Source organism: Candidatus Pantoea floridensis (genome assembly GCF_900215435.1).
GTDB lineage: Bacteria > Pseudomonadota > Gammaproteobacteria > Enterobacterales > Enterobacteriaceae > Pantoea > Pantoea floridensis.
This window is the reverse complement of sequence record NZ_OCMY01000001.1, coordinates 54,754-77,115: the sequence shown is the minus strand read 5'-3', so window position 1 is coordinate 77,115 and position 22,362 is coordinate 54,754. Positions and strand designations below refer to the sequence as shown.

Below are 22,362 nucleotides of genomic sequence, written 5' to 3'. Positions count from 1 at the left end.
AACATCCTCTTTTTTAAAACGTCATCAGTGAATGACAAGACAACTGAGTATACACACTGATGAAACAACGCTGCCGCCTATCCACAGCGGCAGCCATTACTTACAGCGTTGGATAATCGGTATACCCTTCTGCTCCGCCGCCGTAGAAGCTTTCTGGACGCTGCGGGTTGAGTGGGGCATCTTGCTGCAGACGCGCCACCAGATCCGGGTTAGCGATAAAGTCGCGACCAAAGGCCACGGCATCAATCAGGCCGCGCGCGATCAGATCGTCGGCTTTTTCGACGGTATAAGCGCCAGCTCCGATGATCACGCCAGGGAACAGCGCACGCACTTTCTCGCGGAAGGCATCGCTGTAAGGCTGGCCACCCGCCCAGTCTGGCTCGGAGAGATGCAGATACGCAAGGCCACGTTTGCCCAGTTCCGCAATATACCACAGTGCGGCTTTCTCTTCTTCCGGGCCATTTTCCAGGTTCTGGAAGGCGCCGATAGGCGAAATACGGATGCCGATGCGATCGGCCGACCAGTTGGCAATCGCCGCATCCACCACTTCCAGTGCGAAACGGCCACGTTTCTCGATGGAACCGCCGTATTCATCGTTGCGCTGGTTTGAGTCTGGCGCGAGGAACTGATGCATCAGATAACCGTGTGCAGAGTGCAGTTCCAGCAGGTCAAAGTCCGCTTCGCGTGCATTTGCCGCCGCCTGGCCAAAATCTTTCACAATCTGCTGAATTTCAGCTACCGACAGTTCGCGTGGCAGCGACGTATCCTCACGATAAACGCTGCCATCGGCGGCACGCAAAGAGGTGCGGGTGCCTGCGGCCAGCGCGGTTGGTGCCACCGGCGCTTTACCTTCTGGCTGCACGCTGTTGTGAGAAATACGGCCGGTATGCCACAGCTGTACGGCGCTGTGACCGTGCGCAGCGTGGATACCTTCATTAATTAATTTCCAGGCGGCGATTTGCGGCTCAGTGTGCAGACCCGGCGCACCGGCATAGCCTTTCGCCTGGAAAGAGATCTGGGTTGCTTCGGTGATGATCAAACCGGCACTGGCACGCTGCTGATAATATTCAGCCATCAGCGGCGTGGGGATATCGCCCGGTTCAATACTGCGCAGGCGCGTCAGCGGGGCCATGAAAATGCGGTTTGGTACGGTAATCGCGCCCACTTTCAGTGGGGAGAACAACTGCTTACTCGCCATAATGACTCCTCTGGGAAGACCGGTCGTCTAGTAACTGCGGTTTTTTAAAAAATCAGCGACTTATCAGCCACTGTTCGATAGTTTCAAGAGCCAGGCTAATGGGGCCGGGCTCGCGGGAAATCTTGCTTTGTAAGCTGGCACCCAGCCAAAGTAAGTAACAACGCTGTGCCAGCTGCTGCGGCGTTTGGTTAAAAGGCAACGGCCGCTCAGCCGCTACCTCGGTTAAGCAGCGCGTGTAGGCGGCAATAATCGCATTAGCGCCATGCTGCAATGCATCACGCATCGGCTCGGAGAGATCGCACACCTCTGCGGACAATTTCACGCCCAGGCAACCTACAATATGGCCCTGCTCGATAAACAGCGTTTCGGCATAACGAAAATGCTGTAGCAGACGCTCAGTCGGCGTAAGACCCGGCTGGTTTAATTGCTGTTCAATCTGCTGTAAAAAGTTGGCGAAGTAGCGTTCAAGCAACGCCACGCCGAACGCTTCTTTTGAGCGGAAATAGTGATAGAACGAGCCTTTGGTGACGTCTGCCAGCGCCAGCATCTCGATCAACCCCATGCCGGTAAAACCGCGCTGCAAACAAACCTGCTCGCCAGTAGCGAGCAGATGTTCACGGGTGTCGATGCGTTGCGATGTCTTATTCATGGCACGCAGGTTATTAGACCAGTCAGTCTAATGCAACTGTCCGGCTCAGCTTTGGCACGATCTGATCATATCCAGCTGCGGCTGGTACGCCTGTGTTTGCACGTTAAACATGGCAAGCACCGTATGGAAGAGATTGTCCTGCGAGACTTTCGCGTCCGCTGCTTGCTGGCGCAAACAGGATGCGTTGATGTGCAAGGCGGCGGCATAGCCGGGTGACATCCACAGCAGCAGAGGGATGTGCGTTTGCTGGGTGGGGGCAAAAAGATAGGGCGCACCGTGCAAATACATGCCGCGTTCGCCGAGTGATTCGCCATGGTCAGAGAGATAAATCAGCGCCACATTAAAGCGGTCGCTTAGCCCTTTCAGTTTATCGATGGTGCGGCTGACCATATCGTCGGTGTAGAGCAGCGAATTGTCGTACGTATTGACCAGCGCCTGATGGTCGCAATCCTGGATTTGGTTGCTGTCACAGGTTGGTGTAAACCGGCGGAACTGCGCGGGGTAACGCTGATAATAGGCTGGACCGTGGCTGCCCATCTGATGCAGCACAATCATCCCGTCGTTGTGTAAGCCAGCAATATAGTTATCAAGGCGGTGCAGCAGCACATCATCCTGACAGAAACCGTCATGACAATATTCCGGCAATTTCCATTGGGTCATGTCCGTGTGCGGTACACGATCGCAGGCGCCTTTACAGCCACCGTCATTCTCACGCCATAGCACGCTGACACCAGCGTGGGCAAGGATGTCAAGCACGCCTTCCTGATGATGCGCCAGATTAGCGTCATAGTGCACGCGTGGCATATTCGAAAACATACAGGGCACTGAAATGGCGGTTTCTGTACCACAGGAGGTGGTATTTGGATAATAGATCACCTGCTGTTTTTTCAGTTCTGGGTTAGTTTCTCGCCCATAGCCCCCGAGTGAAAAATTCTCCGCACGCGCGGTTTCACCCACCACTAATACCACCAGCGTTTTTTTGGCTGCTGCGCTCATTAACGGGCCTTTGTGTGCATCCTGTCCGATTTTCACCAGCGCCTGGTCACCTTGCAGATAGCGCTGATCGACATAATGGCCAGTACCGCTGACGATATTGGCTGGCGTAATCATTTTCACCAGACCTTTGTTATTGCGGATCAGCGAGGCGTAATCTTTGTAAAACAGTACCGCCATCAGCAGAATCAATAATATCGCGCCCAACGCGCCGACCAGCCGTTGTAATAGATTCCACCACCAACGTTGTCCCCGACGTATACGCACTAAACAGAGGACGACGGCCGGTATTACGCCCATCAAAAACATCCATACCACATAGCGACTGCTTATCAATGCCCCGGCTTCTTGCGGATCCGATTCAAAGACATTTTGCATCATATTGGCATCGATAACCGTGCCGAAACTGTGCATGAAATAGTTGGCGGCGGCGCTGATGAAGACCAGCACAATCAGCAATGGCTTACGGATATAAGGCCATGCAGCAAGCGAGAAAAGAAAATAAAAAGCGCAGGCGAGGACGACTGGAATACTGGCGGCAAACAGATAGTCGTGAAGATGATCGTAGGGAATCATTTCCCAGGCGCGCAGCAAGAAAAGTGCATTCAGTACGAATGCAAAGAACAGAGCAGCAATAAGGTTAAACCCGCTGGTGCCGCACTGCAGTGTGTTCGGGAATCTCATGAAAACTCAACGGTAGGGGGTAGTGTGACAATCGTATGAAGACAATATGAGGAAAACCTTAACCAAGGTTAAACATACCCAATCTAAAACATCATCTTGCTGGATATTTGGTAAACAGTGGTTACGAAGTGCGGCGATGTATTGATTGCGAGCAATTAACGTTTACTCTTTGTACTATGTCATCAAGCTATGATCGCTGTGCAACCAGATGTTAATTCCGGAGTGGATGTGGCCGAACAATTAGAGTTCTTTCCTGTTCCCAGCCCGTGCCGTGGCATTTGCCAAAGTGATGCGCGCGGCTATTGTCGTGGTTGTTTGCGCAGCCGGGAAGAGCGCTTTAACTGGATGAAACTCACCGATGCGCAAAAGCGAGATGTGCTGCGTTTATGCCGTCAACGCTGGCTGCGGTTGCATCGCCAGCAGAAACTCGATGAAGATCATGATCCGCAACAACCAGAGCTGTTTTAACAAAGCGCTGGATTGCCGTTCCGTTATACTCCTGCTTTCGCCATCTGGATTTGTGATTGAGGGAGTTTAACCATGTTACAACCGCAACTAATTGCACCGCAGGGACCGTCTTTTTCACCGCTGATCGCGGGCTACTGGCGCTTGATGGAGTGGGGCATGACGCCACAGCAGGTCGTGCAATTCATTGAGCACCATCTTTCTCTCGGCGTCACCACCGTCGACCACGCCGACATTTATGGCGATTATCAGTGTGAAGCCGCCTTTGGCGCTGCGCTGCGGCTGGCGCCGGGATTACGCGAAAAACTGCAGATCGTCACCAAGTGCGGTATTGCAACGCGTGCAAAACCAGAACACCGCATCGGTCACTACATTACCGAAGCCAGCCATATTCTGCACAGTGCCGAAAACTCGCTGCGTCATTTCAATACTGATTACCTCGATCTCCTGCTCATTCACCGTCCCGATCCGTTGATGGACGCGGATGACATTGCCCAAGCCTTTGTTGCGCTGCATCAGAGCGGCAAGGTGCGCCATTTTGGCGTTTCTAATTTCACGGCTTCCCAATTCACACTGCTGCAATCGCGCTTACCTTTCAGTTTGGTCACCAACCAACTGGAAATTTCACCGCTGGAGCAAACGGCGCTGCTGGACGGTTCGCTCGATCAGTGCCAGCAGGGACGTATTCGCCCCATGGCATGGTCGTGCCTGGGCGGCGGCCGACTGTTTAACGATCCGCATTATCAACCGTTGCGTGATGAGCTTGAACAGGTGAAGCAGGAAATTGGCGCGCGCAATATCGAGCAGGTGGTGTATGCGTGGGTGATGAAACTGCCAAGTCGTCCACTGCCGATTATCGGCTCAGGTAAAACCGAACGCGTTACCGAAGCGGTGGCAGCAAGCCAGTTAACGCTTGATCGCCAACAGTGGTTCCGTATTCGTAAAGCCGCAATCGGCTACGATGTGCCCTGAAGCGTAAAACTGCGTCAAATTACGGCAGCCTGGATGAAAGCGGTCCAGGCTTAGTGAGTATCTCAACCGTAAGGAGACGTTATGAAGAAAACCCTGATTGTTATGCTTGCTCTGGCCTGCGCCGCTGGCGCGCAAGCTGCCTCTGAAGAAGTCACGCTGCATCAAACCACGGCGCAAGGCATTGGCGCGGCCATAGGTAAAGTCACCATTAGCGAAACACCCTATGGTCTGCAATTTACGCCCGCCTTAACCGGTCTGAAGCCGGGCATTCATGGTTTCCATGTGCACGCTAAAGGTAGCTGTGAACCGGGTGAGTCCGATGGCAAAACGGTAGCGGCTGGCGCGGCGGGAGGACACCTCGATCCGCAAAACAGCGGCAAACATCTTGGGCCGTATGCTGATGGGCATCTGGGCGATCTGCCCGCGCTGTTCGTCACGGATGATGGCAAAGCGGATTATCCCGTGGTTGCGCCACGCATCAAATCTCTCAGTGAAATCAAAGGTAAAGCGTTAATGGTGCACGTTGGCGGTGATAATCATGCCGACCATCCGCAACCGCTCGGCGGCGGCGGGGCACGTTTCGCCTGCGGCGTCATTTAACGGCTGGGGCGGCAGCGCCTTGTCGCCCTCATTAACCGCGCCTGAAAAAAGTTGACCCATTTTGTTGCTACTCTCTGCGTTTTTTCCGTCCTATGATATTGATTCAGGAATAAAACGTGCAGGGGCAGGAATGAAAACGCGTGGGATGATGCTGTTATGTTTATTGTTGGTAGGCTGCGATCAGCCGAATGACACGCAGCTGCGTCTGGATGCCAGCCGGCAATTGCAGCGCACCATCGATACTAATCCGCTACGCAGCAGCTGTGAAAATATTGCCCGCGGTCGCGAATGGTTGACTCAGCACACCGTTGAGCGTCTAAAAGCCCAGGGCTGTGAAAATGTATTTCGTAGCGCCACCGAAACCAATTTTGTCCGCAGTGAAACGTATCGTCATGCAATGACGGTAGTTTGTGGTGCCATTGAGGGTAAAAGTTTCACGGGGAGCACGCTGAATCGACGTTTTATCTACTCTTCTGAAGAGAGGGCGCTGGTGATCGAGCCCATGTCCGAACAGGATAAAACCCGGTTTGAAGGTCAGAAATCGCTGCAACAGTTGCAGGACGATTTCAACCGTCAAATCAGCCAGTATTGCCAGTGATCAATCCGGTACTGCCTGCGCTAACTGTGCAAGTGAACAGCGCAGCCGCCACAAAATACCGGCCAGAGTGTTGGCTTCGCTCTCCGGCTGCCGTTGAAGCTGATTAATCATCGTTTCCAACTCATCCAGCGTGGCTTGTAACGCAGTGTGATGTACGCCACGCAGGCTCATAATGCGCTGTAAATCCTGCAGGCCGCTATCGCGCATCTGAGTTAAGGTCGCGGATGCGGGCTGCCATTCGCGGAGTTGCCAGACAATGTGCGAACAGTTCAGCAGCACCACGCCCCAGCGCAACAGCCAGACTCGTGCCTGCTCATCGCGGCTACTGCTTAGCTGACTAATGTGGTGATAAATCTGCGATTCAAAATGGCTTTCACTCAGCCGTGGATGGCGACGTAACTGATCGAGGAAGGCATGACGCAGGGCGCGAATATGGCGACGGCTGCGGCGTGCATCGGAACTGGGACGCAATACCTGAAAGGCTAACCACGCTAATAATACCCCGCACACTTTGGCCAGATTATCATTCAGGAAGCTTTGAAAATCCCAATCCGGCGGATTGGTAACGGCAATAAACGATCCCATAAAAACAATAAATTGCCCCCACATGCCTGCGCGCTTCTTCTGCTGCAATTTGAATAACTGCAAAGTGATGAGCAGCGGGAAGAGCACCAGTAAAAATTGCCACAGCGCGCTAATCTGTACCATCAGGCCAAACTGCAGCACAAAGCTAAACACGGATAGCCATAGCAAGGTTTTCAGCAGAAGCGATACGCTACCACTCGGCGAAGGCGCGGAGGAGTAGAGCACGCAAGCAATCGCCGTCAGCGTTAGCGCGGCAGCGCCTGAATCCCACTGGGTGATGATCCAAAAGGCACAGCCGAGCATGATCACGCTAAAAGTGCGTAATGCGCTCCAGCCGGCTTCTGCGCTGTCACTCTCGCGCGCCAGCGAAGGGGCATATGGCGGCTGGAAGCGGGTATCAGCGTCGGCGCGTTCAATCAAACGAATCCAGCGATTTACATTGAGGTATACCCAGCAGAAATAGCGCAGGCGCTGTACAAAGGCGCGCTGGCGAAAATCGCCGGTCGCGGGCGGCGTAATGCCGCGCAGGATCAGCGCCAGCCGGTACTTATCACACTGCGGTGCGGCGAGCTCTTGCAACAGCTGAGACATCGCATTGTAGAGTTCCGGTGGCGCATCGGGCCAGTTCAGCAGCATCCGGCGCAGACTGGAAAGGACGCTGGTAAGTCGCAGTTGCTGATGAAGCACATAGTTCAGCACGTTGTTCTGCCGGCGGAAGCGGTAATGACTCCAGAATGCCTGGATACGCAGCAGGTTCATCGTCAAAATCTGACTGATGACATTCTCATGCGCGGTACGGACGTTATCGGTGCTGCCCTGCTGCAATAGCAGCACCGCATGATCCAGCAGGCGCGCATGCATCTGGCGCAGCGAACTCATCAGTGCGCTGCCATCAGACGTGCTGGGCAGAATCATCATCATGAGTCCGGCGCACAGAATGCCTGAGATGACTTCACAGACACGCGCCTGGGCGATATCCCACAGCTGGGTCACGTCGGTGATATTTACGCTGCTAAAGGCAATAATAGCGGCGGTGTAGCCCGCCAGCGAGAACGCATAAGCGACGTTATTTTGGTAGTGATTGGCAATCCAGGTGCAAAATGCCAGCCAGCCGGCCATGAAAAAGGCAAATAGCCAGGGTTCGTTTAGTGTATGCCCGGCAATCAACAACGCCGCTGAGGCACCAAGCAGGCTGCCGACAATACGTCCCAAACTTTTACTGATCGCACCGCCAACGGTGGGGAAACTCACTACCGCCGCCGAGGTCATCGCCCAATAAGGCTCGTCAAGTTGCAGCGCATAGGCGATGGTCAATGCCAGGCACATCGCAATAGCGTTGCGCAACGCGTAGCGCCACTCGCCACCGGTTGCTTTTATCCAGGGTAAATTTTGCCAGGCCAGCCACTGAAAATTCATCGCGGCCTCAGTGGGCAATAGAAATGGTGCAGGTGGTGCCTGCGACCAGCGCCATGCCATCCGGCAGCGCGTCCAAACGAATACGTACCGGCACGCGCTGCGCCAGACGCACCCAGGGCACGTTGGGCTTAATATCGGGCACCAGGCCACCATCGCTGGCGACGCTCTGGTCATAAATCGCACGGCCAATACTTTCCACCTGGCCTTTTAAGCGTGCACCGTTGCTGTACAACACAATGTTTGCCGCCGCGCCGGGTTGGATGTGACGCAATTTAGTCTCTTCGAAATAACCCATCACGTAATAAGAGTGGCTATCGACTAATGCGAACAGCGGCGTGCCGGCGCTGGCATAGTTGCCGGTGCGCAGCGTCAGGTTGCTGATCCAGCCATCGGTGGGCGCGGTGATGGTCGTTTGATCGAGGTTCCAGCGCGCCTGATTGAGACTGGCCTGCGCAGCTTTCGCTGTGGCTGCCGCCGCATTGGCAGTTAAGCGCGATGCGTCCATATCCTCCGCTGAAATCACATTGCGCGGCAGGCTCGCACGGCGATTAGCTTCATGCTGCGCCTTGGCGAGATCGGCCTGCGCTTTAGCCAGTTGCGCTTCGGCGTTCGCCTCGGCAATCTGCCATGGCACGGGATCGAGCTTGAGCAGCGTGTCGCCTTTGTGCACAAACTGATTATCTCGCACCTCAAGCGCCACAATGCGTCCTGAAACTTCGGGCGTGATATCAACCAGTTCGGCGCGCACTTTGCCGTCGCGCGTCCACGGCGATTGCATGTAGTAATTCCACATCCACCATCCCGCGAGTAAAGCCAGTGCAAAGATCACTACGGTTGAAAAGTATTTAAAAGGGTTGAATTTCATAGTGATTTATCCGAGGCTCAGTAACCACAATGCGCTCGCAACGCAAAGTACAAAGAGGGAAAGATCCATTAACGTGGGATGCCAGACATCGCCGGAGTACATCCAGCCACGCAATAGCGGGTGGATCAGCAGCCAGAAAAAGAAACCGAGCAGTACCGCTTTAAACAGCGGTGGAAAAAATAGCGAGGCGCCGAAAACCAGATCGGTTAGCGGTGCGCTGGTGGAAAAAGCGGTTAGGGACACGTGTCATCATCCTTTTTGACCGGGAATCATCTCAATAGAGTCTAGACAGCAAGCGTATCGTCCGGGGTGGGATTTGTAATTTGCCCAGTAAACTCGCAGAATAGTGTAAAATCTGGCTTAATAGCTAGCAAGCTAATTATAAGGAGATGCAATGGATACGCCCTTGGGAACCGATCTATCTCGCTTAGTGCGCATTTGGCGCGCGTTAATCGATCAGCGTTTGAAACCGCTCGAGTTGACTCAAACACACTGGGTAACGTTACACAACATTCATCAACTTCCACCAGAACAGTCGCAAATTCAGCTGGCAAAGGCGATTGGCATTGAGCAACCTTCGCTGGTGCGCACGCTGGATCAGCTGGAAGAAAAGGGGTTAATTACGCGCGCTACCTGTGCCAACGATCGCCGTGCTAAGCGTATCAAACTGACCAAGCAGGCTGAGCCTATCATTGAACAGGTCGAAAATGTGATTGATGCGACGCGCGATGACATTCTCTCCGGTATCAGCCTGGAGGAGATCAATCAGATGGTGACGCTGATTGCGCGACTGGAAAAAAACATTCTCGAATTTCACAACCGCGAGAAATAAAAAAACCGACGCCCAGCGTCGGTTTTTTTTATCTGCCTGCTTAACGCGGAGAAACGGTAACCTGGCTGCCGTTGGAGGCCATCACAACGCGCTGACCCACCGAGTAACGGCTGGCGGCCTGCTTCTGAACCACCATGATGGTGTTGCCATCATCCTTGCGGATCTCCAGCTCAACACCGTCAGATTTGTTGACTGCACCCTGAACGCCCTGACCGGCTACGCCACCGAGTACTGCACCGCCCGCAGTCGCCAGACTGCGTCCCGCACCGCCACCAATGGTGTTACCGAGGAATCCACCCAGTACCGCACCACCAATCGCGCCAATCACATTGTTCTCATCGCCACCCTGGATTTTTACCGGACGAACCGATACCAGCGTACCGTAAGAAACACTTTGTACTTGTTTGGCTTCGTTGGCACTGTAAACGTCCCCGGAGAGGGTGTCGTTGTTGGCACAACCTGCCAGAGTTAAGCCGGCTAATGCCACGGCTACATAACGCTTAATCATCAGAACGCTCCTTAATGCAAAATAACACCATGTTCTCATCCTGTACTGCAAAGAGTATAAGACAGAAAGCTAGTAATTGACGCTAAGTCCGAACAAAACGCGGCTGGGCGAAGCATAGACCATCTCCCCTCAACAAAAATTCAATTACATGACGAAAATATTTCTTCGCTGGAATAGATGGCGCAGTGACGCTGAAAAGCGGAATTTTATCATAGAATTAGCCTGTGTAATTTGCCAGGCTTAACCCAGATGATGTTAAGGGAGTGAACCGCGATGAAATCAGGACGCTATATCGGCGTGATGTCTGGAACCAGCCTTGATGGTGTAGACGTGGTGCTGGCAGCGATTGATGGCCAGATGGTGGCGCAGCAGGCCAGCTACTGCCATCCCATACCGCAGGACATACGGCAGCAGGTGTTGGCGATTTGCCAGGGACAAACGCTCACGCTATCGCAACTTGGGCAACTCGATACGCGTTTAGGCAAGCTGTTCGCCGACGCAGTGTTGACGCTGATGAAGCAACAATCGCTCGAGGCCAGCGACATCATGGCGATTGGTTGTCACGGGCAAACGGTATGGCATGAGCCGCAAAGCGATGCGCCGAATACCCTGCAAATTGGGGATAACAATCAGATTGTCGCCGCCACCGGGGTTACGGTGATTGGTGATTTTCGCCGTCGTGACATGGCGCTGGGTGGGCAGGGCGCGCCGCTGGTACCGGCCTTTCATCAGGCGCTGCTAATGGATAGCGTAGAGCGCCGCATGGTGCTGAATATTGGTGGCATCGCGAATCTCTCCCTGCTGATCCCCGGGCAACCGGTACGCGGCTTTGACACCGGTCCTGGCAATATGCTGCTTGATGCATGGATTTGGCGCAATAAAGGCCTGCCTTATGATAAAGATGCGGCCTGGGCGCGTAGCGGTCAGGTGGTTCCTGCACTACTGGAGTTGATGCTGAGCGATCCCTGGTTTGCATTGCCGCCGCCGAAAAGTACCGGGCGTGAATACTTCAATCTCGGTTGGATCGAACAGCAATTGCAGCGTTTTCCGGCGCTGGCTCCTCAGGACGTACAGGCCACACTCAGTGAACTCACGGCTCTGACCATTGCGCAACAGGTGCAACTTAATCACGGCTGTGACCGTTTGATGGTATGCGGCGGCGGCGGTCGGAACCCTCTGCTGATGGCGCGTCTCTCAGCGCACCTGCCAGGCACTGAAGTGGGTAGCACCGACGAAGCGGGCATTCGCGGTGATGATATGGAAGCATTAGCATTTGCCTGGCTGGCGTTTCGCACGCTGAATGGTTTACCGGGCAACTTGCCGGCAGTAACCGGCGCACAACAAATGAGTGTATTGGGCGCGATTTATCCGGCCAATGCCCGACCAATACGTTAAGAGGTGAACATGAAAAAAAGGGTGATAGTGCTGACGAGCATTGCGATATTAAGCGGTTGCGGCATGCTGCATAAACCAGAGCAAACGCCGCAGCAGTTGCATTACCAGTGCGGCACGCTGCCGCTGACGGTCACGCAAGATAACGCAAAGCAGCAGGTAAGCTTTATTCTTGATGGCAAACCGCTGACGCTGACACAAACCGAAGCCGCATCCGGCGCGCGCTACAGTGATGGCACCTACGTCTTCTGGTCAAAAGGCGATAGCGCTTTTGTTGAACGTAACAACAAAATCGTGATTAATGATTGTGCATTGCAGAACGCGGATACGTCCGTTAAGTAAACGTCAGAGAATGAGAAACAGCATGAGCGACAGTGACAGCTTGCAAAATATTGCCCATCTGCGTCGTGAATACACCCGCGGTGGGCTGCGACGTAAAGATTTGCCAGAAACGCCTCTGGCGCTGTTTGAGCAGTGGTTGCAGCAGGCCTGTGCTGCACAGCTGCCCGATCCAACGGCGATGACGGTGGCTACCGTTGACAGCAGCGGTCAGCCGTATCAGCGTATTGTGTTACTCAAGCACTACGACGATAAAGGGATGGTGTTTTACACCAACCTTGGCAGCCGCAAAGCGCTACAGCTGGCTGAGAACCCGCGCATCTCGCTGCACTTCCCGTGGCACTTCCTGGAACGTCAGGTGATGGTGCTGGGTGAAGTGGAAAAACTGTCGCCGCTCGACGTGCTGAAGTACTTCAGTAGCCGCCCGCGCGATAGTCAGATTGGCGCCTGGGTGTCGAAGCAATCGAGCCGCATCTCGGCACGTGGCGTGCTGGAAGGCAAGTTTCTCGAACTCAAACAGAAATTCCAGCAGGGCGAAGTGCCGTTGCCAAGTTTCTGGGGGGGTTACCGCGTTAAATTTCATACCATGGAGTTCTGGCAGGGCGGCGAACATCGCCTGCACGATCGCTTCCTCTACCAGCGCACAGAAAATGGCTGGACGATTGACCGCTTAGCCCCGTAAAACTACGTTTTAACGCCTTTCAACGCTGGCGCAGTTGGCGTCAGCGCTTTATGCTATAGCCCTCTTTTTTTTCGTCTCCGCGCGTCGGCGGAAAGCTGTGTACCAGCCAAGGTGCAGTCTGATCAATTTGGAGTCAGTGATGACCAGCAGTAACCTGATACAACAATTGCAAGAAAGGGGCTTAGTCGCCCAGGTAACGGATGAAGAAGCGTTAGCAGAGCGACTGGCGCAAGGGCCAATTGCACTCTATTGCGGCTTCGATCCGACCGCTGATAGCTTGCATTTGGGCCATCTGGTGCCGCTGCTCTGCCTGAAGCGTTTTCAGGATGCCGGACACAAGCCGGTCGCGCTGGTGGGTGGTGCCACCGGCTTGATTGGCGATCCCAGCTTTAAAGCAGCAGAACGTAAACTCAACACCGCGGAAACCGTGGGTGAGTGGGTAGATAAAATCCGCAATCAGGTTGCGCCATTCCTGAGTTTTGATTGCGGTGATAACAGCGCCATCGCGGCTAACAACTATGACTGGTTTGGCGGCATGAATGTGCTGACCTTCCTGCGCGACATTGGCAAGCACTTTTCCGTAAATCAGATGATCAACCGTGAAGCGGTGAAACAGCGTCTGAATCGCGAAGATCAGGGTATTTCGTACACCGAGTTCTCCTACAACCTACTGCAGGGTTATGATTTTGCCGAACTGAACAAGCGTCACGATGTGGTGCTGCAGATTGGCGGTTCCGATCAGTGGGGCAACATTACATCAGGTATCGATCTGACGCGCCGTCTGCATCAGCAGCAGGCTTGGGGGTTAACCGTACCGCTGATCACCAAATCTGACGGCACTAAGTTCGGCAAAACCGAAGGTGGCGCGGTGTGGCTGGACGCGAAGAAAACCAGTCCGTACAAGTTCTATCAATTCTGGATCAACACGGCGGATGCCGACGTTTATCGCTTCCTGAAATTCTTCACCTTCATGAGTATTGAAGAGATCAATGCGCTGGAAGAAGAAGATAAAAACAGCGGTAAAGCACCGCGTGCGCAATATGTATTGGCCGAGCAGGTGACGCGTCTGGTGCATGGCGAAAGCGGTTTGACGGCGGCGCAGCGTATTACCGAAAGCCTGTTCTCAGGCAGCCTGAGCGCAATGACCGAAGCTGACTTCGAGCAGCTGGCGCAGGACGGTATGCCAACCATTACGCTGAATGCGGGAGACGACCTGCAGCAGGCGCTGGTGGCAGCAGAGTTGGTACCATCACGCGGTCAGGCACGCACCATGATCGGTTCTAACGCGGTATCACTTAACGGTGAAAAGCAGTCAGATGCTGAGTACCGCTTCAGCGATAGCGATAAACTGTTTGGACGCTTCACGCTGTTGCGTCGCGGTAAAAAACATTACTGCCTGATTAACTGGCAGTAAGCGTTGAGGGCCGGCAACCGGCCCTTTTTTCATGGCAAGGCAGTACAGGGCAATAATGAAAAATATCCTCGCAATTCAATCTCACGTTGTTTACGGACACGCCGGCAACAGCGCCGCCGAATTCCCGATGCGCCGCATGGGCGCAAACGTTTGGCCGCTGAATACCGTGCAATTTTCTAATCACACGCAGTACGGTCACTGGACCGGCACCGTGATGCCTGCTACGCATTTGACGGATATCGTCAAAGGTATCGCTGCTGTCGATCGTTTAAAAACCTGTGATGCGGTGCTGAGTGGCTATTTAGGCTCGGCCGAGCAGGGCGAACAGATCCTGGAGATCGTGCGTCTGGTCAAAGAGGCGAATCCGAAGGCATGGTTCTTCTGCGATCCGGTGATGGGTCATCCGGAAAAAGGCTGTATCGTGGCACCGGGCGTGGCGGAATTCCATTGCAAAATGGCCTTACCTGCGAGCGATATTATCGCGCCAAATCTGCTCGAGCTGGAAATGCTCAGTGGACATGAAGTATCCAATATTGAGCAGGCGGTGGTTGCCGCGCGCGAATTAATCGCGGTGGGCCCGAAAGTGGTATTGGTTAAGCATCTGGCGCGCGCCGGACGCCGTAGTGACCGTTTCGAAATGCTGCTGGTCACCGCCGATGAGTGCTGGCACATCAGCCGTCCGCTGGTGGACTTTGGTGTGCGTCAGCCGGTGGGCGTGGGCGATCTTACCAGCGGTCTGCTGCTGGTCGATCTGCTGCACGGTAAGTCGCTGCAGGATGCACTTGAGCACATCACCGCTGCGGTATATGAAGTGATGCTGAAAACCCACGAAATGGGCGAGTATGAATTGCAGCTAGTGGCGGCGCAGGACGCAATTGCTAAGCCGACCCAGCATTTCTCAGCCGAAAAGCTTTAAGCGCACACATTGTCGCGGCGCAGTTCATTGCGCGATAAATCGCGCCGCTACAGAATGTGCGGTGATTTAATGCCGCTCAGTTAGGCGTGAATCGGGCACCATGCATGGCGACCTTGGGTGGATATAGCCGGGTTTTCGTAGGGTGCGCATTCATGCGCACCCTGGCATCAATGTTTAAACCAAACCTTCTGCTTTCATCGCCGCTTGCACCGCAGGGCGCTCCGCCACGCGGCTAAACCAGGTTTCCAGCGCATCCAGTCCACTCAGATTCAACTTGATAGCTTTAGCCCAGCGGGTCACCACGAACAGATAGACATCTGCGACGGTGAAGCGCAGCCCCAACAGCCACTGCTTATCCTGCAGCGCCTGATTCACCGCCTGATACTTTTTCTCCAGCTGTGCACGCACAATGTTTTTGTACTCTTCTGGCGTATCCGAGCGAAACAGCGGGCTAAAACTCTTGTGCAATTCGCTACTCACAAAGCTAAGCCACTCCAGGGTGTGGTAGCGCGTCAGGCTGCCCGTCGGCGCCAACAGATTGCGATCCGGTTTGAGGTCCGCCAGATACTGCACAATAGCCACACCTTCCGTCAGTATGCTGCCATCATCTAACTGCAGTGCCGGCACTTGTCCTTTCGGGTTTATTTGCCAGTAATCGTCTCCCTGCTCGGTAACTTTCTTCTGCAGATCGACATTGACCTGCGTAAAGTCCAAATCGCATTCAAGCGCGACGATATGCGGTGAAAGTGAACAGGCTCCGGGCTTGCAATAGAGTTTCATCGAGGCTTCTCCTGAAGTGATGTTGCGATCGAGGTAGCATAAGTCTGCCCGCTATTTTTACCAATGATCGCGTTCAGGATTTGCGGTTATCCTTCAGCTTTTATTCAGCAAAGCAGGGCAGTAACGGCAGTTTTTCGAGCGCAAAATCCCAAAACTGCCGGACTTTGGGCGTCATATTTTTAACACGTTGTGTCACCAACTGTACCGGCAACGGTGCGGGTTCCCACTCAGGCAGTAAATGCAAAAGCTTGCCATCATGGATATCGTCAATAACCTGATACGACAATAAACGACCGATACCCTGGCCGCTACGCAGGGCTTCCAGTTGGCTCTCCACATCGTTTACACGTAGACGCGGCGCAATACGCACCCGCAAATCCTGGGCGAAACGCCATTCACGCGTATGACGCAGGCTCGTCACGATGGCATGTTGCGCGAGCTCAGCGGGATGCGTTGGCGTTCCAGCTCGTGTTAGGTATTCAGGACTAGCAACCAGCGTTGAACGTACGCTGCCAACCTGACGCGCCACCATCGAGGAGTCTTGCAGCTCGCCGATTCGCAGGGCGATATCCAGAGCGTTTTCGATCAGATCCTGATAACTGTCGCTCAGCACCACTTCTATCTGCATTTCCGCATGCCGCTGCAAGAAGGCGTTGACTAAGGGCATAACGTGCCGGCGACCGAACTGCACCGGCGCCGTTACCCGCAGCAGGCCGTGCAGGCCACTATGATGAGCGCTGTCCACGGCACGCTGATAGTCACTCAGCAAACGTTGTGCCTGTTCAAACAGCTGCCAGCCGGCTTCCGTGGGTGCCAACTGGCGCGTGGTGCGCTCAATCAAGGTCGTTGCAAGACGCGCTTCGAGCGTATTCAGCGTACGGGTAATAACCGGTGGCGATCGCTGTAATAGACGCGCGGCACCCGCCAGGCTGCCTTGCTGAATGACAGCAACAAATACCTCTAGCTCATCAAACCTGTCCATGATTGTTCCCGTCTGCTAACCGTGAGCTGTCATGATGAAGTTAAGTGAGTGAAAAGCGAAGCGTTGACGGCAGAAAACGTTAAAGGAAAGGGGATGCGAACAATGGGAAGATGAGAGAGTGGGCGAAAAAAAGCCGGGACATGCCCGGCTTTGATTTTACTGATTCGCGCTAGCGCGTTTCAGTTCAGTTTGTTCATCATCCTGTGTCATGCGATTAAGCAGCGGCGCAGTGATCAACATCAGAAGAGCGATTGCGCCGGTGGCGATACCAATCTGCTGGAATACCTGGCTGTAAACGGCCAGCGAAGCGTGCGGGTCGGTTACGTTTTCGGGTACCGCCATCAGATTAGCGACTTTACCGGCAATCATCGCGGCACCGGCGGTGGTCAGGAACCATGAACCCATGATAAAGCCCATCAGACGCTGAGGGACCAGCTGCGCCACCATCGCCAGGCCCAGGCCGGAAATCATCAGCTCGCCAATACTCTGCAGGGCGTAGCTAATAATCAACCAGTTAACAGAGACGATCCCGGCGTCATTGGCAAATTTGGCACCAAACGGCAGCACCAGGAAAGCACCTGAACACAGCACCATACCGATGGCAAATTTGTGCGGCATCGGCATTTTGTCACCCAGCTTGTTATACACCGCGGCCAGAATCGGACTCGCCAGCATAATCCAGAACGGGTTCAGCGCCTGGAACTGTTCTGGCTCAAAAGTGATACCAAGAATCGCGTGTTCAACGTTGCGGATAGCAAAGAAGTTGAGCGAGGTTGGCATCTGCATATAGAGCACGAAGAACACAATCGCTTCAACCATCAGCAGGAAGGCGACAATCATCTTACGACGTGCAGCGCCCTTGAGAGCAAAGGCTTCTTTAGCGAAGATCACTACGATACCCGCGGCAATCACGCCCAGCGTCATGCGTGCGATGCTCTGGTGATGCAGCAGCCAGGCCGCCAGCGCAACCAACGCCACTACGCCGACCAGCGTCATCAGTAATTTACCCATCTGCAAGGGAGCAAAATCAGGCTTGGAGCCGTAATTCTTCACCAGACGCTGGCAGAACAGGAAGTTCAGCAGAGTGATGACCAGACCCACCACGGAGAGCGAGAACGCCGCGCCCCAGCCATATTTTGCCGCCAGCCACGGTGTCAGCATCATGGAGAACAGCGAACCAATGTTGATCGACATGTAGAACATGGTGAAAGCACCGTCGAGGCGCGCATCATCTTTCTCATAGCAGGTCGAAAGCAGGGAGGAGGGGTTCGCTTTGAACAAGCCGCTACCGACGGCGATGGTCGCCATGCCGATATAGACCATTGAGGTGTCATGGCCGGAGAAAGCGATCAGTGCGTAGCCCAGCGCCAGTACAATAACGCCCAGCACGATCACACGTTTGGTGCCCAGCACTTTATCACCGAGCCAGCCGCCAATGGCGACTAAACCGTAAACCAGCGCGCTAAACGAGGTAAACAGCGTAATGGAGTCCGCTTCGGACATCCCCAGCTGCTTCACCAGGTAAACCGCCATAATGGCCTGTAGGCCGTAGTAGCCAAAACGTTCCCATAGCTCGATGGAGAAGATCAGATAAAACGCTTTGGGTTGCTTAAAAGCGTTGAGGCTTGGCGCCCCTTCAGTGTGTTTGTTTGCAGTTGACACATGTACCTCAGTTTATACATAGCCTGTTTTGCGACAGGAATTAAGTCTGCGTCGGGCTGGGTAATCCCGCGCAACATTGTTATTAGAAAGGAAAAACGGCGACTAATTTGGCTGAATCAGTCCATCAGGGCAAGCATTTTCTGCACGCTGAAATACTTGCAATAGGTAGGGTTAATGCCGTTATACGAAGTTGTAAATCAGTGTTAAATCTTGCTGTGCCGTATTATATCAGGAGAAAGATGCTAAATGGAGATCTGGAAGCGCTTTTTCCTGATATAAACTGCTTCTGTGCTGTTTTTTGGAATATAACGCTAAAGTACGTAATTTATACCAACTATTTTATTGTCTATGCTCACAATGTAAGCACAATAGATTGATTGATGAGCATATTAAGCAGTCAAAAGATTCCAGAACGCTAATTAATTGATCCTGCGCACAAAACCACGAATTAATTAAATCGGCAAAAGAAGTAAACGTTTGCGCCGCTGGCGATTGTCGAATATTTCCTCACCTTAAGGCGGTTTATGGCGCATAAAGATGCTGCTTTAAACGCAATGCGTGGAAACGAAAGGCAGAAAATGAAACCGGTTTTGCTATTTAGACAGCGTGGCAACTTTGCTGTAACCTCCTTTTTTCCCTGAAAGGACGTAATCATGACGCAGTCGATTCGTGTCGCCCTGATTGGCGATTACCGTGCAAATGCCGTAGCACATCAGGCTATTCCTCCCGCTATACAACTTGCCGCACAAGCCCTTTCCCTGAACGTCAACGCTAACTGGATTGCCACGCCTGAACTTGAGCAGCATAACCTCGCCGACTACCATGCGATTTGGCTGGTACCGGGAAGTCCTTATCTTAATGATGAAGGCGTGTTTGCCGCGCTGCGTTGGGTGCGTGAAAGCGGAAAGCCTTTTCTGGGATCTTGCGGGGGCTTCCAGTATGCCATCGTGGAGTACGCGCGTAACGTGCTGGGCTGGGCAGATGCCTCGCATGCTGAAACCGATCCTGCTGGCCGCTGGGTGATTGCGCCGCTGGCCTGTTCGCTGGTGGAACAGCGCGGTACCGTTAGCTTCCAGCCAGACTCGCGCATTGCGCGTGCTTATGGCGCCCTGCAGAGTGATGAGGGCTATCACTGCAACTTTGGCGTTAACGCGGAATTCAGTGATGCACTGGCGACACAAAATCTACGGGTGACTTCCTGGGATCTTGAAGGCGACGTGCGCGGCATTGAGTTAACCGATCACCCGTTCTTCGTCGCCACGTTATTCCAGTCTGAGCGGGCGGCGCTACAAAATCGGTTATCACCGCTGGTGGTCGCCTGGCTGCAGGCCGCCGCAGGCTAAACCTGCACCTGACGACAATCACGTAAAGCAGCCGTAAGGTCGCCATTCATGGCGTAATGCTCGTCAGTTAAGCGTGAATCGGTCACCATGAATGGTGACCCTACGTGAATAACGCCGGGTTTTCGTAGGGTGCGCATTCATGCGCACCTGCATAAACAGGCATTTTTTTGCTTAAGTGAGCGGCATTACGCCATTCATGGCGACCGTTATTACAATAGCTGTAACAACGGTTTACGATGCCGGCCCGATTGATGATAGCAGTGGATCGCCTCGCGCCATTGTGCCAGCGGGAAAATCTCTACCTCACCGCAATCACTGACACGTAACAGCGGCCAAAGCGCCTCAAACCGCCGCCGTGGGCAGCGCTTGCCAAATCGATGGCCCGATGTCCCCGCCGACCGCATCAAACACGATATCGCAGTGTCGCGCGGCGATGGCGATGTCTGCACGCTGGTTTTCGAGTAAGGAAGCAATGCCTAACGCTTGCAACCAGCGCACGATTTTGCGTGGCTATCGGCAGCGTGTCACAGGTCGGTTTTGGCGTCGAACTCACACAAATCTTCGATCAGGCAGGAGCCGCAGCGCGGTTTACGCGCCACGCAGGTGTAGCGGCCATGCAAAATTAGCCAGTGATGACAATCAACCTTAAACGCGGCGGGTACCACTTTGAGCAGCTTATCCTCCACTTCCTCGACATTCTTGCCGGGGGCAAAACGGGTGCGATTGCTGACGCGGAAAATATGGGTGTCAACGGCAATGGTCGGCCAGCCGAACGCGGTATTAAGCACCACGTTGGCGGTTTTGCGGCCCACGCCCGGCAACGCTTCCAGCGCCGCGCGATCTTCCGGCACTTCGCCAGCGTGTTGCTCCAGCAAAATGCGGCAGGTCTTGATGACGTTTTCGGCTTTGCTATTAAACAGGCCGATGGTTTTGATGTATTCCTTCACGCCATCGACGCCCAACGCCAATATGGCCGCCGGCGTGTTCGCCACCGGATAGAGCTTAGCGGTGGCTTTATTGACGCTCACGTCCGTCGCCTGTGCGGAAAGCAGTACCGCGATCAGCAATTCAAACGGCGAGCTGAAGTTCAGTTCGGTGGTTGGATGCGGATTCTCATCGCGCAGGCGCGTCAAAATCTGGTGACGTTTCTCTTTATTCACACCACTTTCCCGGCTGCGCCCTGCGGCTCTACGTCTGGTGCTGCGGCGCGAAGGGCCGCGCGCTGTTTCATCTTCTGATCGATCAGGTATTTACCCGCCAACAACATGCCAAGGCCGATAAAGGCGCCCGGCGGCAGCATCGCCAGTAGCATCGGTGAATCAAAATGGACGACTTCAATGCGCAGCGCTTTGGCCCACGGGCCTAGCAGCTGATCCGCTCCGTTAAACAGCGTGCCGCTGCCAATCAGTTCGCGAATCGACCCCAGCGTCACCATCGCGCAGGTGGCGCCCATGCCGATGGCAAAGCCATCCAGCGCGGACAATGGAATGCTGCTTTTTGACGCAACCGCTTCGGCGCGGCCCACCACGATGCAGTTGGTGACGATGAGCGGGATGAAGATGCCGAGCGACTGATACAAACCGTATGCATAGGCATTGATCAGCATCTGCACGCAGCTCACCACTGACGCAATGATCATGACATAAATAGGAATACGGATTTCCGCAGGCACCCAGCGGCGCGAGGCTGAAATTGCGCTGTTGGTGATGGTCAGCACCAACGTAGTTGCCAAACCCAGGCCTAAGGCGTTTGTGGCGGTAGAGGTGACCGCCAGCAGCGGACACAGGCCGAGCAGCTGGACCAGCGCAGAGTTATTTTTCCACAGTCCGCCGACCAGTAAATTTTTGGCTTCACTCATTTGCATCTCCACATTCAGGCAACGAAGCGAGCTTCGCTGGCAGTGTTTCAATTAGCAGCGCGGTGCGCTTAGTGGCATTCACCACGGCGCGAGGCGTAATGGTTGCGCCGGTAAATTGGTCGAATTCACCGCCGTCTTTTTTCACCGCAAAATTTTTATCATCTGCACCGTGGATCACCTTGCCGTTAAAGCTGTTAATCCAGTCGGAAATACGCAGTTCGATTTTATCGCCGAGCCCCGGCGTTTCATGATGCTCAACAACGCGCACGCCCAGCACTTTGCCATGGAAATCGGCACCGACTAACATCTGAATCGCCCCAGAATAGCCATCTGGCGCGGTGGTCTCAAGCGCCGCCGCCACCGGTTGGTCGCCTTTACGCGCGATATAGAGATGGTGCGGCTTATCATTACCGAGCGCCACGGCATCAGTCACCAGAAAACACTCTTGCTGGATGTGATTGTCGTACAGATCGGTCGGCACCACCTGATCTAACAGATTTTTCTGTTGCAGTGCAGTTTGATGTTCTACCGTGGGTTTCGTGACATAGTTAACCACCGCCGTCACGCCGGTGGTAATCACAGCAAAAGCTGCCAGCGTTACCGCATTTTTACGAATAGCGTCGATCATC

The 22,362-nt window shown here is 54.0% G+C and carries 25 protein-coding genes; 11 read left to right on the top strand and 14 right to left on the bottom strand.

Annotation, left to right across the window (positions count from 1 at the left end; translation table 11 throughout):
* Positions 1 to 100 precede the first annotated feature (100 nt).
* The 3 genes from CRO19_RS00395 to eptA are packed head-to-tail and all read right to left on the bottom strand — an operon-like array spanning position 101 to position 3,524.
* Entirely contained in the window at positions 101 to 1,198 is a 1,098-nt protein-coding gene (locus tag CRO19_RS00395) for an alkene reductase (RefSeq protein WP_097094091.1), read from the bottom strand.
* Between the two features lie 52 nt (positions 1,199 to 1,250).
* Positions 1,251 to 1,847, bottom strand: coding sequence for a TetR/AcrR family transcriptional regulator (locus tag CRO19_RS00390; RefSeq protein WP_097094090.1), 597 nt, complete (start codon positions 1,845 to 1,847; stop codon positions 1,251 to 1,253).
* 45 nt (positions 1,848 to 1,892) lie between these two features.
* Positions 1,893 to 3,524, bottom strand: a complete 1,632-nt coding sequence (eptA, locus tag CRO19_RS00385) for a phosphoethanolamine transferase EptA (protein ID WP_097094089.1) — start codon at positions 3,522 to 3,524, stop codon at positions 1,893 to 1,895.
* Positions 3,525 to 3,752: 228 nt separating this feature from the next.
* Between eptA and CRO19_RS00380 the strand changes: the two genes are divergently transcribed.
* The 4 genes from CRO19_RS00380 to CRO19_RS00365 all read left to right on the top strand — a co-directional run bounded on the left by CRO19_RS00380 (position 3,753) and on the right by CRO19_RS00365 (position 6,159).
* The gene (locus CRO19_RS00380) at positions 3,753 to 3,992 is read left to right on the top strand and encodes a DUF1289 domain-containing protein (protein WP_097097546.1); all 240 of its coding nucleotides are present in this window, start codon (positions 3,753 to 3,755) and stop codon (positions 3,990 to 3,992) included.
* Positions 3,993 to 4,064: 72 nt separating this feature from the next.
* Positions 4,065 to 4,961: an aldo/keto reductase gene (locus CRO19_RS00375; protein ID WP_097094088.1), complete on the top strand. Its 897-nt coding sequence runs from the start codon at positions 4,065 to 4,067 to the stop codon at positions 4,959 to 4,961.
* 81 nt (positions 4,962 to 5,042) lie between these two features.
* Positions 5,043 to 5,561, top strand: coding sequence for a superoxide dismutase family protein (gene sodC, locus CRO19_RS00370; RefSeq protein ID WP_097094087.1), 519 nt, complete (start codon positions 5,043 to 5,045; stop codon positions 5,559 to 5,561).
* A gap of 130 nt (positions 5,562 to 5,691) precedes the next feature.
* The gene (locus CRO19_RS00365; RefSeq protein ID WP_097094086.1) at positions 5,692 to 6,159 is read left to right on the top strand and encodes a hypothetical protein; all 468 of its coding nucleotides are present in this window, start codon (positions 5,692 to 5,694) and stop codon (positions 6,157 to 6,159) included.
* Here the strand turns inward: CRO19_RS00365 and CRO19_RS00360 are convergent, their stop codons facing one another.
* Genes CRO19_RS00360 through CRO19_RS00350 form a run of 3 tightly spaced genes read right to left on the bottom strand, consistent with a single transcriptional unit; the run spans position 6,160 to position 9,268 of the window.
* Complete coding sequence (locus CRO19_RS00360; protein WP_097094085.1) at positions 6,160 to 8,160, bottom strand: FUSC family protein; 2,001 nt, start codon at positions 8,158 to 8,160, stop codon at positions 6,160 to 6,162.
* A 7-nt stretch (positions 8,161 to 8,167) separates the two neighbouring features.
* Positions 8,168 to 9,025: an efflux RND transporter periplasmic adaptor subunit gene (locus CRO19_RS00355; protein WP_097094084.1), complete on the bottom strand. Its 858-nt coding sequence runs from the start codon at positions 9,023 to 9,025 to the stop codon at positions 8,168 to 8,170.
* A 6-nt stretch (positions 9,026 to 9,031) separates the two neighbouring features.
* Positions 9,032 to 9,268 carry a DUF1656 domain-containing protein gene (locus CRO19_RS00350; protein WP_097094083.1) on the bottom strand — a complete coding sequence of 79 codons (237 nt, stop codon included), beginning with the start codon at positions 9,266 to 9,268 and terminating at the stop codon, positions 9,032 to 9,034.
* A 151-nt stretch (positions 9,269 to 9,419) separates the two neighbouring features.
* Between CRO19_RS00350 and slyA the strand changes: the two genes are divergently transcribed.
* Positions 9,420 to 9,857: a transcriptional regulator SlyA gene (gene slyA, locus CRO19_RS00345; RefSeq protein WP_007892783.1), complete on the top strand. Its 438-nt coding sequence runs from the start codon at positions 9,420 to 9,422 to the stop codon at positions 9,855 to 9,857.
* A 40-nt stretch (positions 9,858 to 9,897) separates the two neighbouring features.
* On the opposite strand, the gene slyB is transcribed toward slyA, so the two are convergent.
* Complete coding sequence (gene slyB / locus CRO19_RS00340; RefSeq protein WP_097094082.1) at positions 9,898 to 10,365, bottom strand: outer membrane lipoprotein SlyB; 468 nt, start codon at positions 10,363 to 10,365, stop codon at positions 9,898 to 9,900.
* A 273-nt stretch (positions 10,366 to 10,638) separates the two neighbouring features.
* On the opposite strand from slyB, the gene anmK reads away from it, so the two are divergent.
* From anmK to pdxY, 5 genes are all read left to right on the top strand, one after another.
* Positions 10,639 to 11,760, top strand: a complete 1,122-nt coding sequence (gene anmK, locus CRO19_RS00335; protein WP_097094081.1) for an anhydro-N-acetylmuramic acid kinase — start codon at positions 10,639 to 10,641, stop codon at positions 11,758 to 11,760.
* A gap of 9 nt (positions 11,761 to 11,769) precedes the next feature.
* A complete protein-coding gene (locus CRO19_RS00330; RefSeq protein ID WP_097094080.1) occupies positions 11,770 to 12,099 on the top strand; it encodes an MliC family protein in 330 nt (109 codons plus the stop codon).
* 22 nt (positions 12,100 to 12,121) lie between these two features.
* Positions 12,122 to 12,778, top strand: a complete 657-nt coding sequence (pdxH, locus tag CRO19_RS00325; protein ID WP_097094079.1) for a pyridoxamine 5'-phosphate oxidase — start codon at positions 12,122 to 12,124, stop codon at positions 12,776 to 12,778.
* Between the two features lie 139 nt (positions 12,779 to 12,917).
* Complete coding sequence (gene tyrS / locus CRO19_RS00320; RefSeq protein WP_097094078.1) at positions 12,918 to 14,192, top strand: tyrosine--tRNA ligase; 1,275 nt, start codon at positions 12,918 to 12,920, stop codon at positions 14,190 to 14,192.
* A 52-nt stretch (positions 14,193 to 14,244) separates the two neighbouring features.
* Entirely contained in the window at positions 14,245 to 15,108 is an 864-nt protein-coding gene (gene pdxY / locus CRO19_RS00315) for a pyridoxal kinase PdxY (RefSeq protein ID WP_176519181.1), read from the top strand.
* A gap of 174 nt (positions 15,109 to 15,282) precedes the next feature.
* Here pdxY and gstA read toward each other — a convergent pair whose 3' ends face one another.
* The 3 genes from gstA to dtpA form a co-directional block, all read right to left on the bottom strand.
* The gene (gene gstA, locus CRO19_RS00310; RefSeq protein WP_097094076.1) at positions 15,283 to 15,888 is read right to left on the bottom strand and encodes a glutathione transferase GstA; all 606 of its coding nucleotides are present in this window, start codon (positions 15,886 to 15,888) and stop codon (positions 15,283 to 15,285) included.
* Between the two features lie 100 nt (positions 15,889 to 15,988).
* Positions 15,989 to 16,870, bottom strand: a complete 882-nt coding sequence (locus CRO19_RS00305) for a LysR family transcriptional regulator (protein ID WP_097094075.1) — start codon at positions 16,868 to 16,870, stop codon at positions 15,989 to 15,991.
* Positions 16,871 to 17,026: 156 nt separating this feature from the next.
* Positions 17,027 to 18,532, bottom strand: a complete 1,506-nt coding sequence (gene dtpA, locus CRO19_RS00300) for a dipeptide/tripeptide permease DtpA (protein ID WP_097094074.1) — start codon at positions 18,530 to 18,532, stop codon at positions 17,027 to 17,029.
* A 653-nt stretch (positions 18,533 to 19,185) separates the two neighbouring features.
* Here dtpA and CRO19_RS00295 point away from each other — a divergent pair.
* Positions 19,186 to 19,875 (top strand): CTP synthase C-terminal region-related (seleno)protein, encoded by a 690-nt coding sequence (locus tag CRO19_RS00295; protein WP_097094073.1) that lies wholly within the window; start codon positions 19,186 to 19,188, stop codon positions 19,873 to 19,875.
* Positions 19,876 to 20,217: 342 nt separating this feature from the next.
* Here the strand turns inward: CRO19_RS00295 and CRO19_RS26015 are convergent, their stop codons facing one another.
* From CRO19_RS26015 to rsxG, 4 genes are read right to left on the bottom strand one after another with little or no spacing between them, the layout of a single operon-like run.
* A complete protein-coding gene (locus tag CRO19_RS26015) occupies positions 20,218 to 20,373 on the bottom strand; it encodes a hypothetical protein (RefSeq protein WP_176519112.1) in 156 nt (51 codons plus the stop codon).
* 26 nt (positions 20,374 to 20,399) lie between these two features.
* On the bottom strand, positions 20,400 to 21,035 hold the full coding sequence (nth, locus tag CRO19_RS00285) for an endonuclease III (RefSeq protein ID WP_097094072.1): 636 nt from the start codon (positions 21,033 to 21,035) through the stop codon (positions 20,400 to 20,402).
* A complete protein-coding gene (locus CRO19_RS00280; protein ID WP_097094071.1) occupies positions 21,032 to 21,733 on the bottom strand; it encodes an electron transport complex subunit E in 702 nt (233 codons plus the stop codon). The genes nth and CRO19_RS00280 overlap by 4 nt, the downstream gene beginning before the upstream one ends.
* Positions 21,726 to 22,361 (bottom strand): electron transport complex subunit RsxG, encoded by a 636-nt coding sequence (gene rsxG, locus CRO19_RS00275; protein ID WP_097094070.1) that lies wholly within the window; start codon positions 22,359 to 22,361, stop codon positions 21,726 to 21,728. Before rsxG ends, CRO19_RS00280 begins: the two co-directional genes overlap by 8 nt.
* Between the last annotated feature and the right edge of the window lies 1 nt (position 22,362).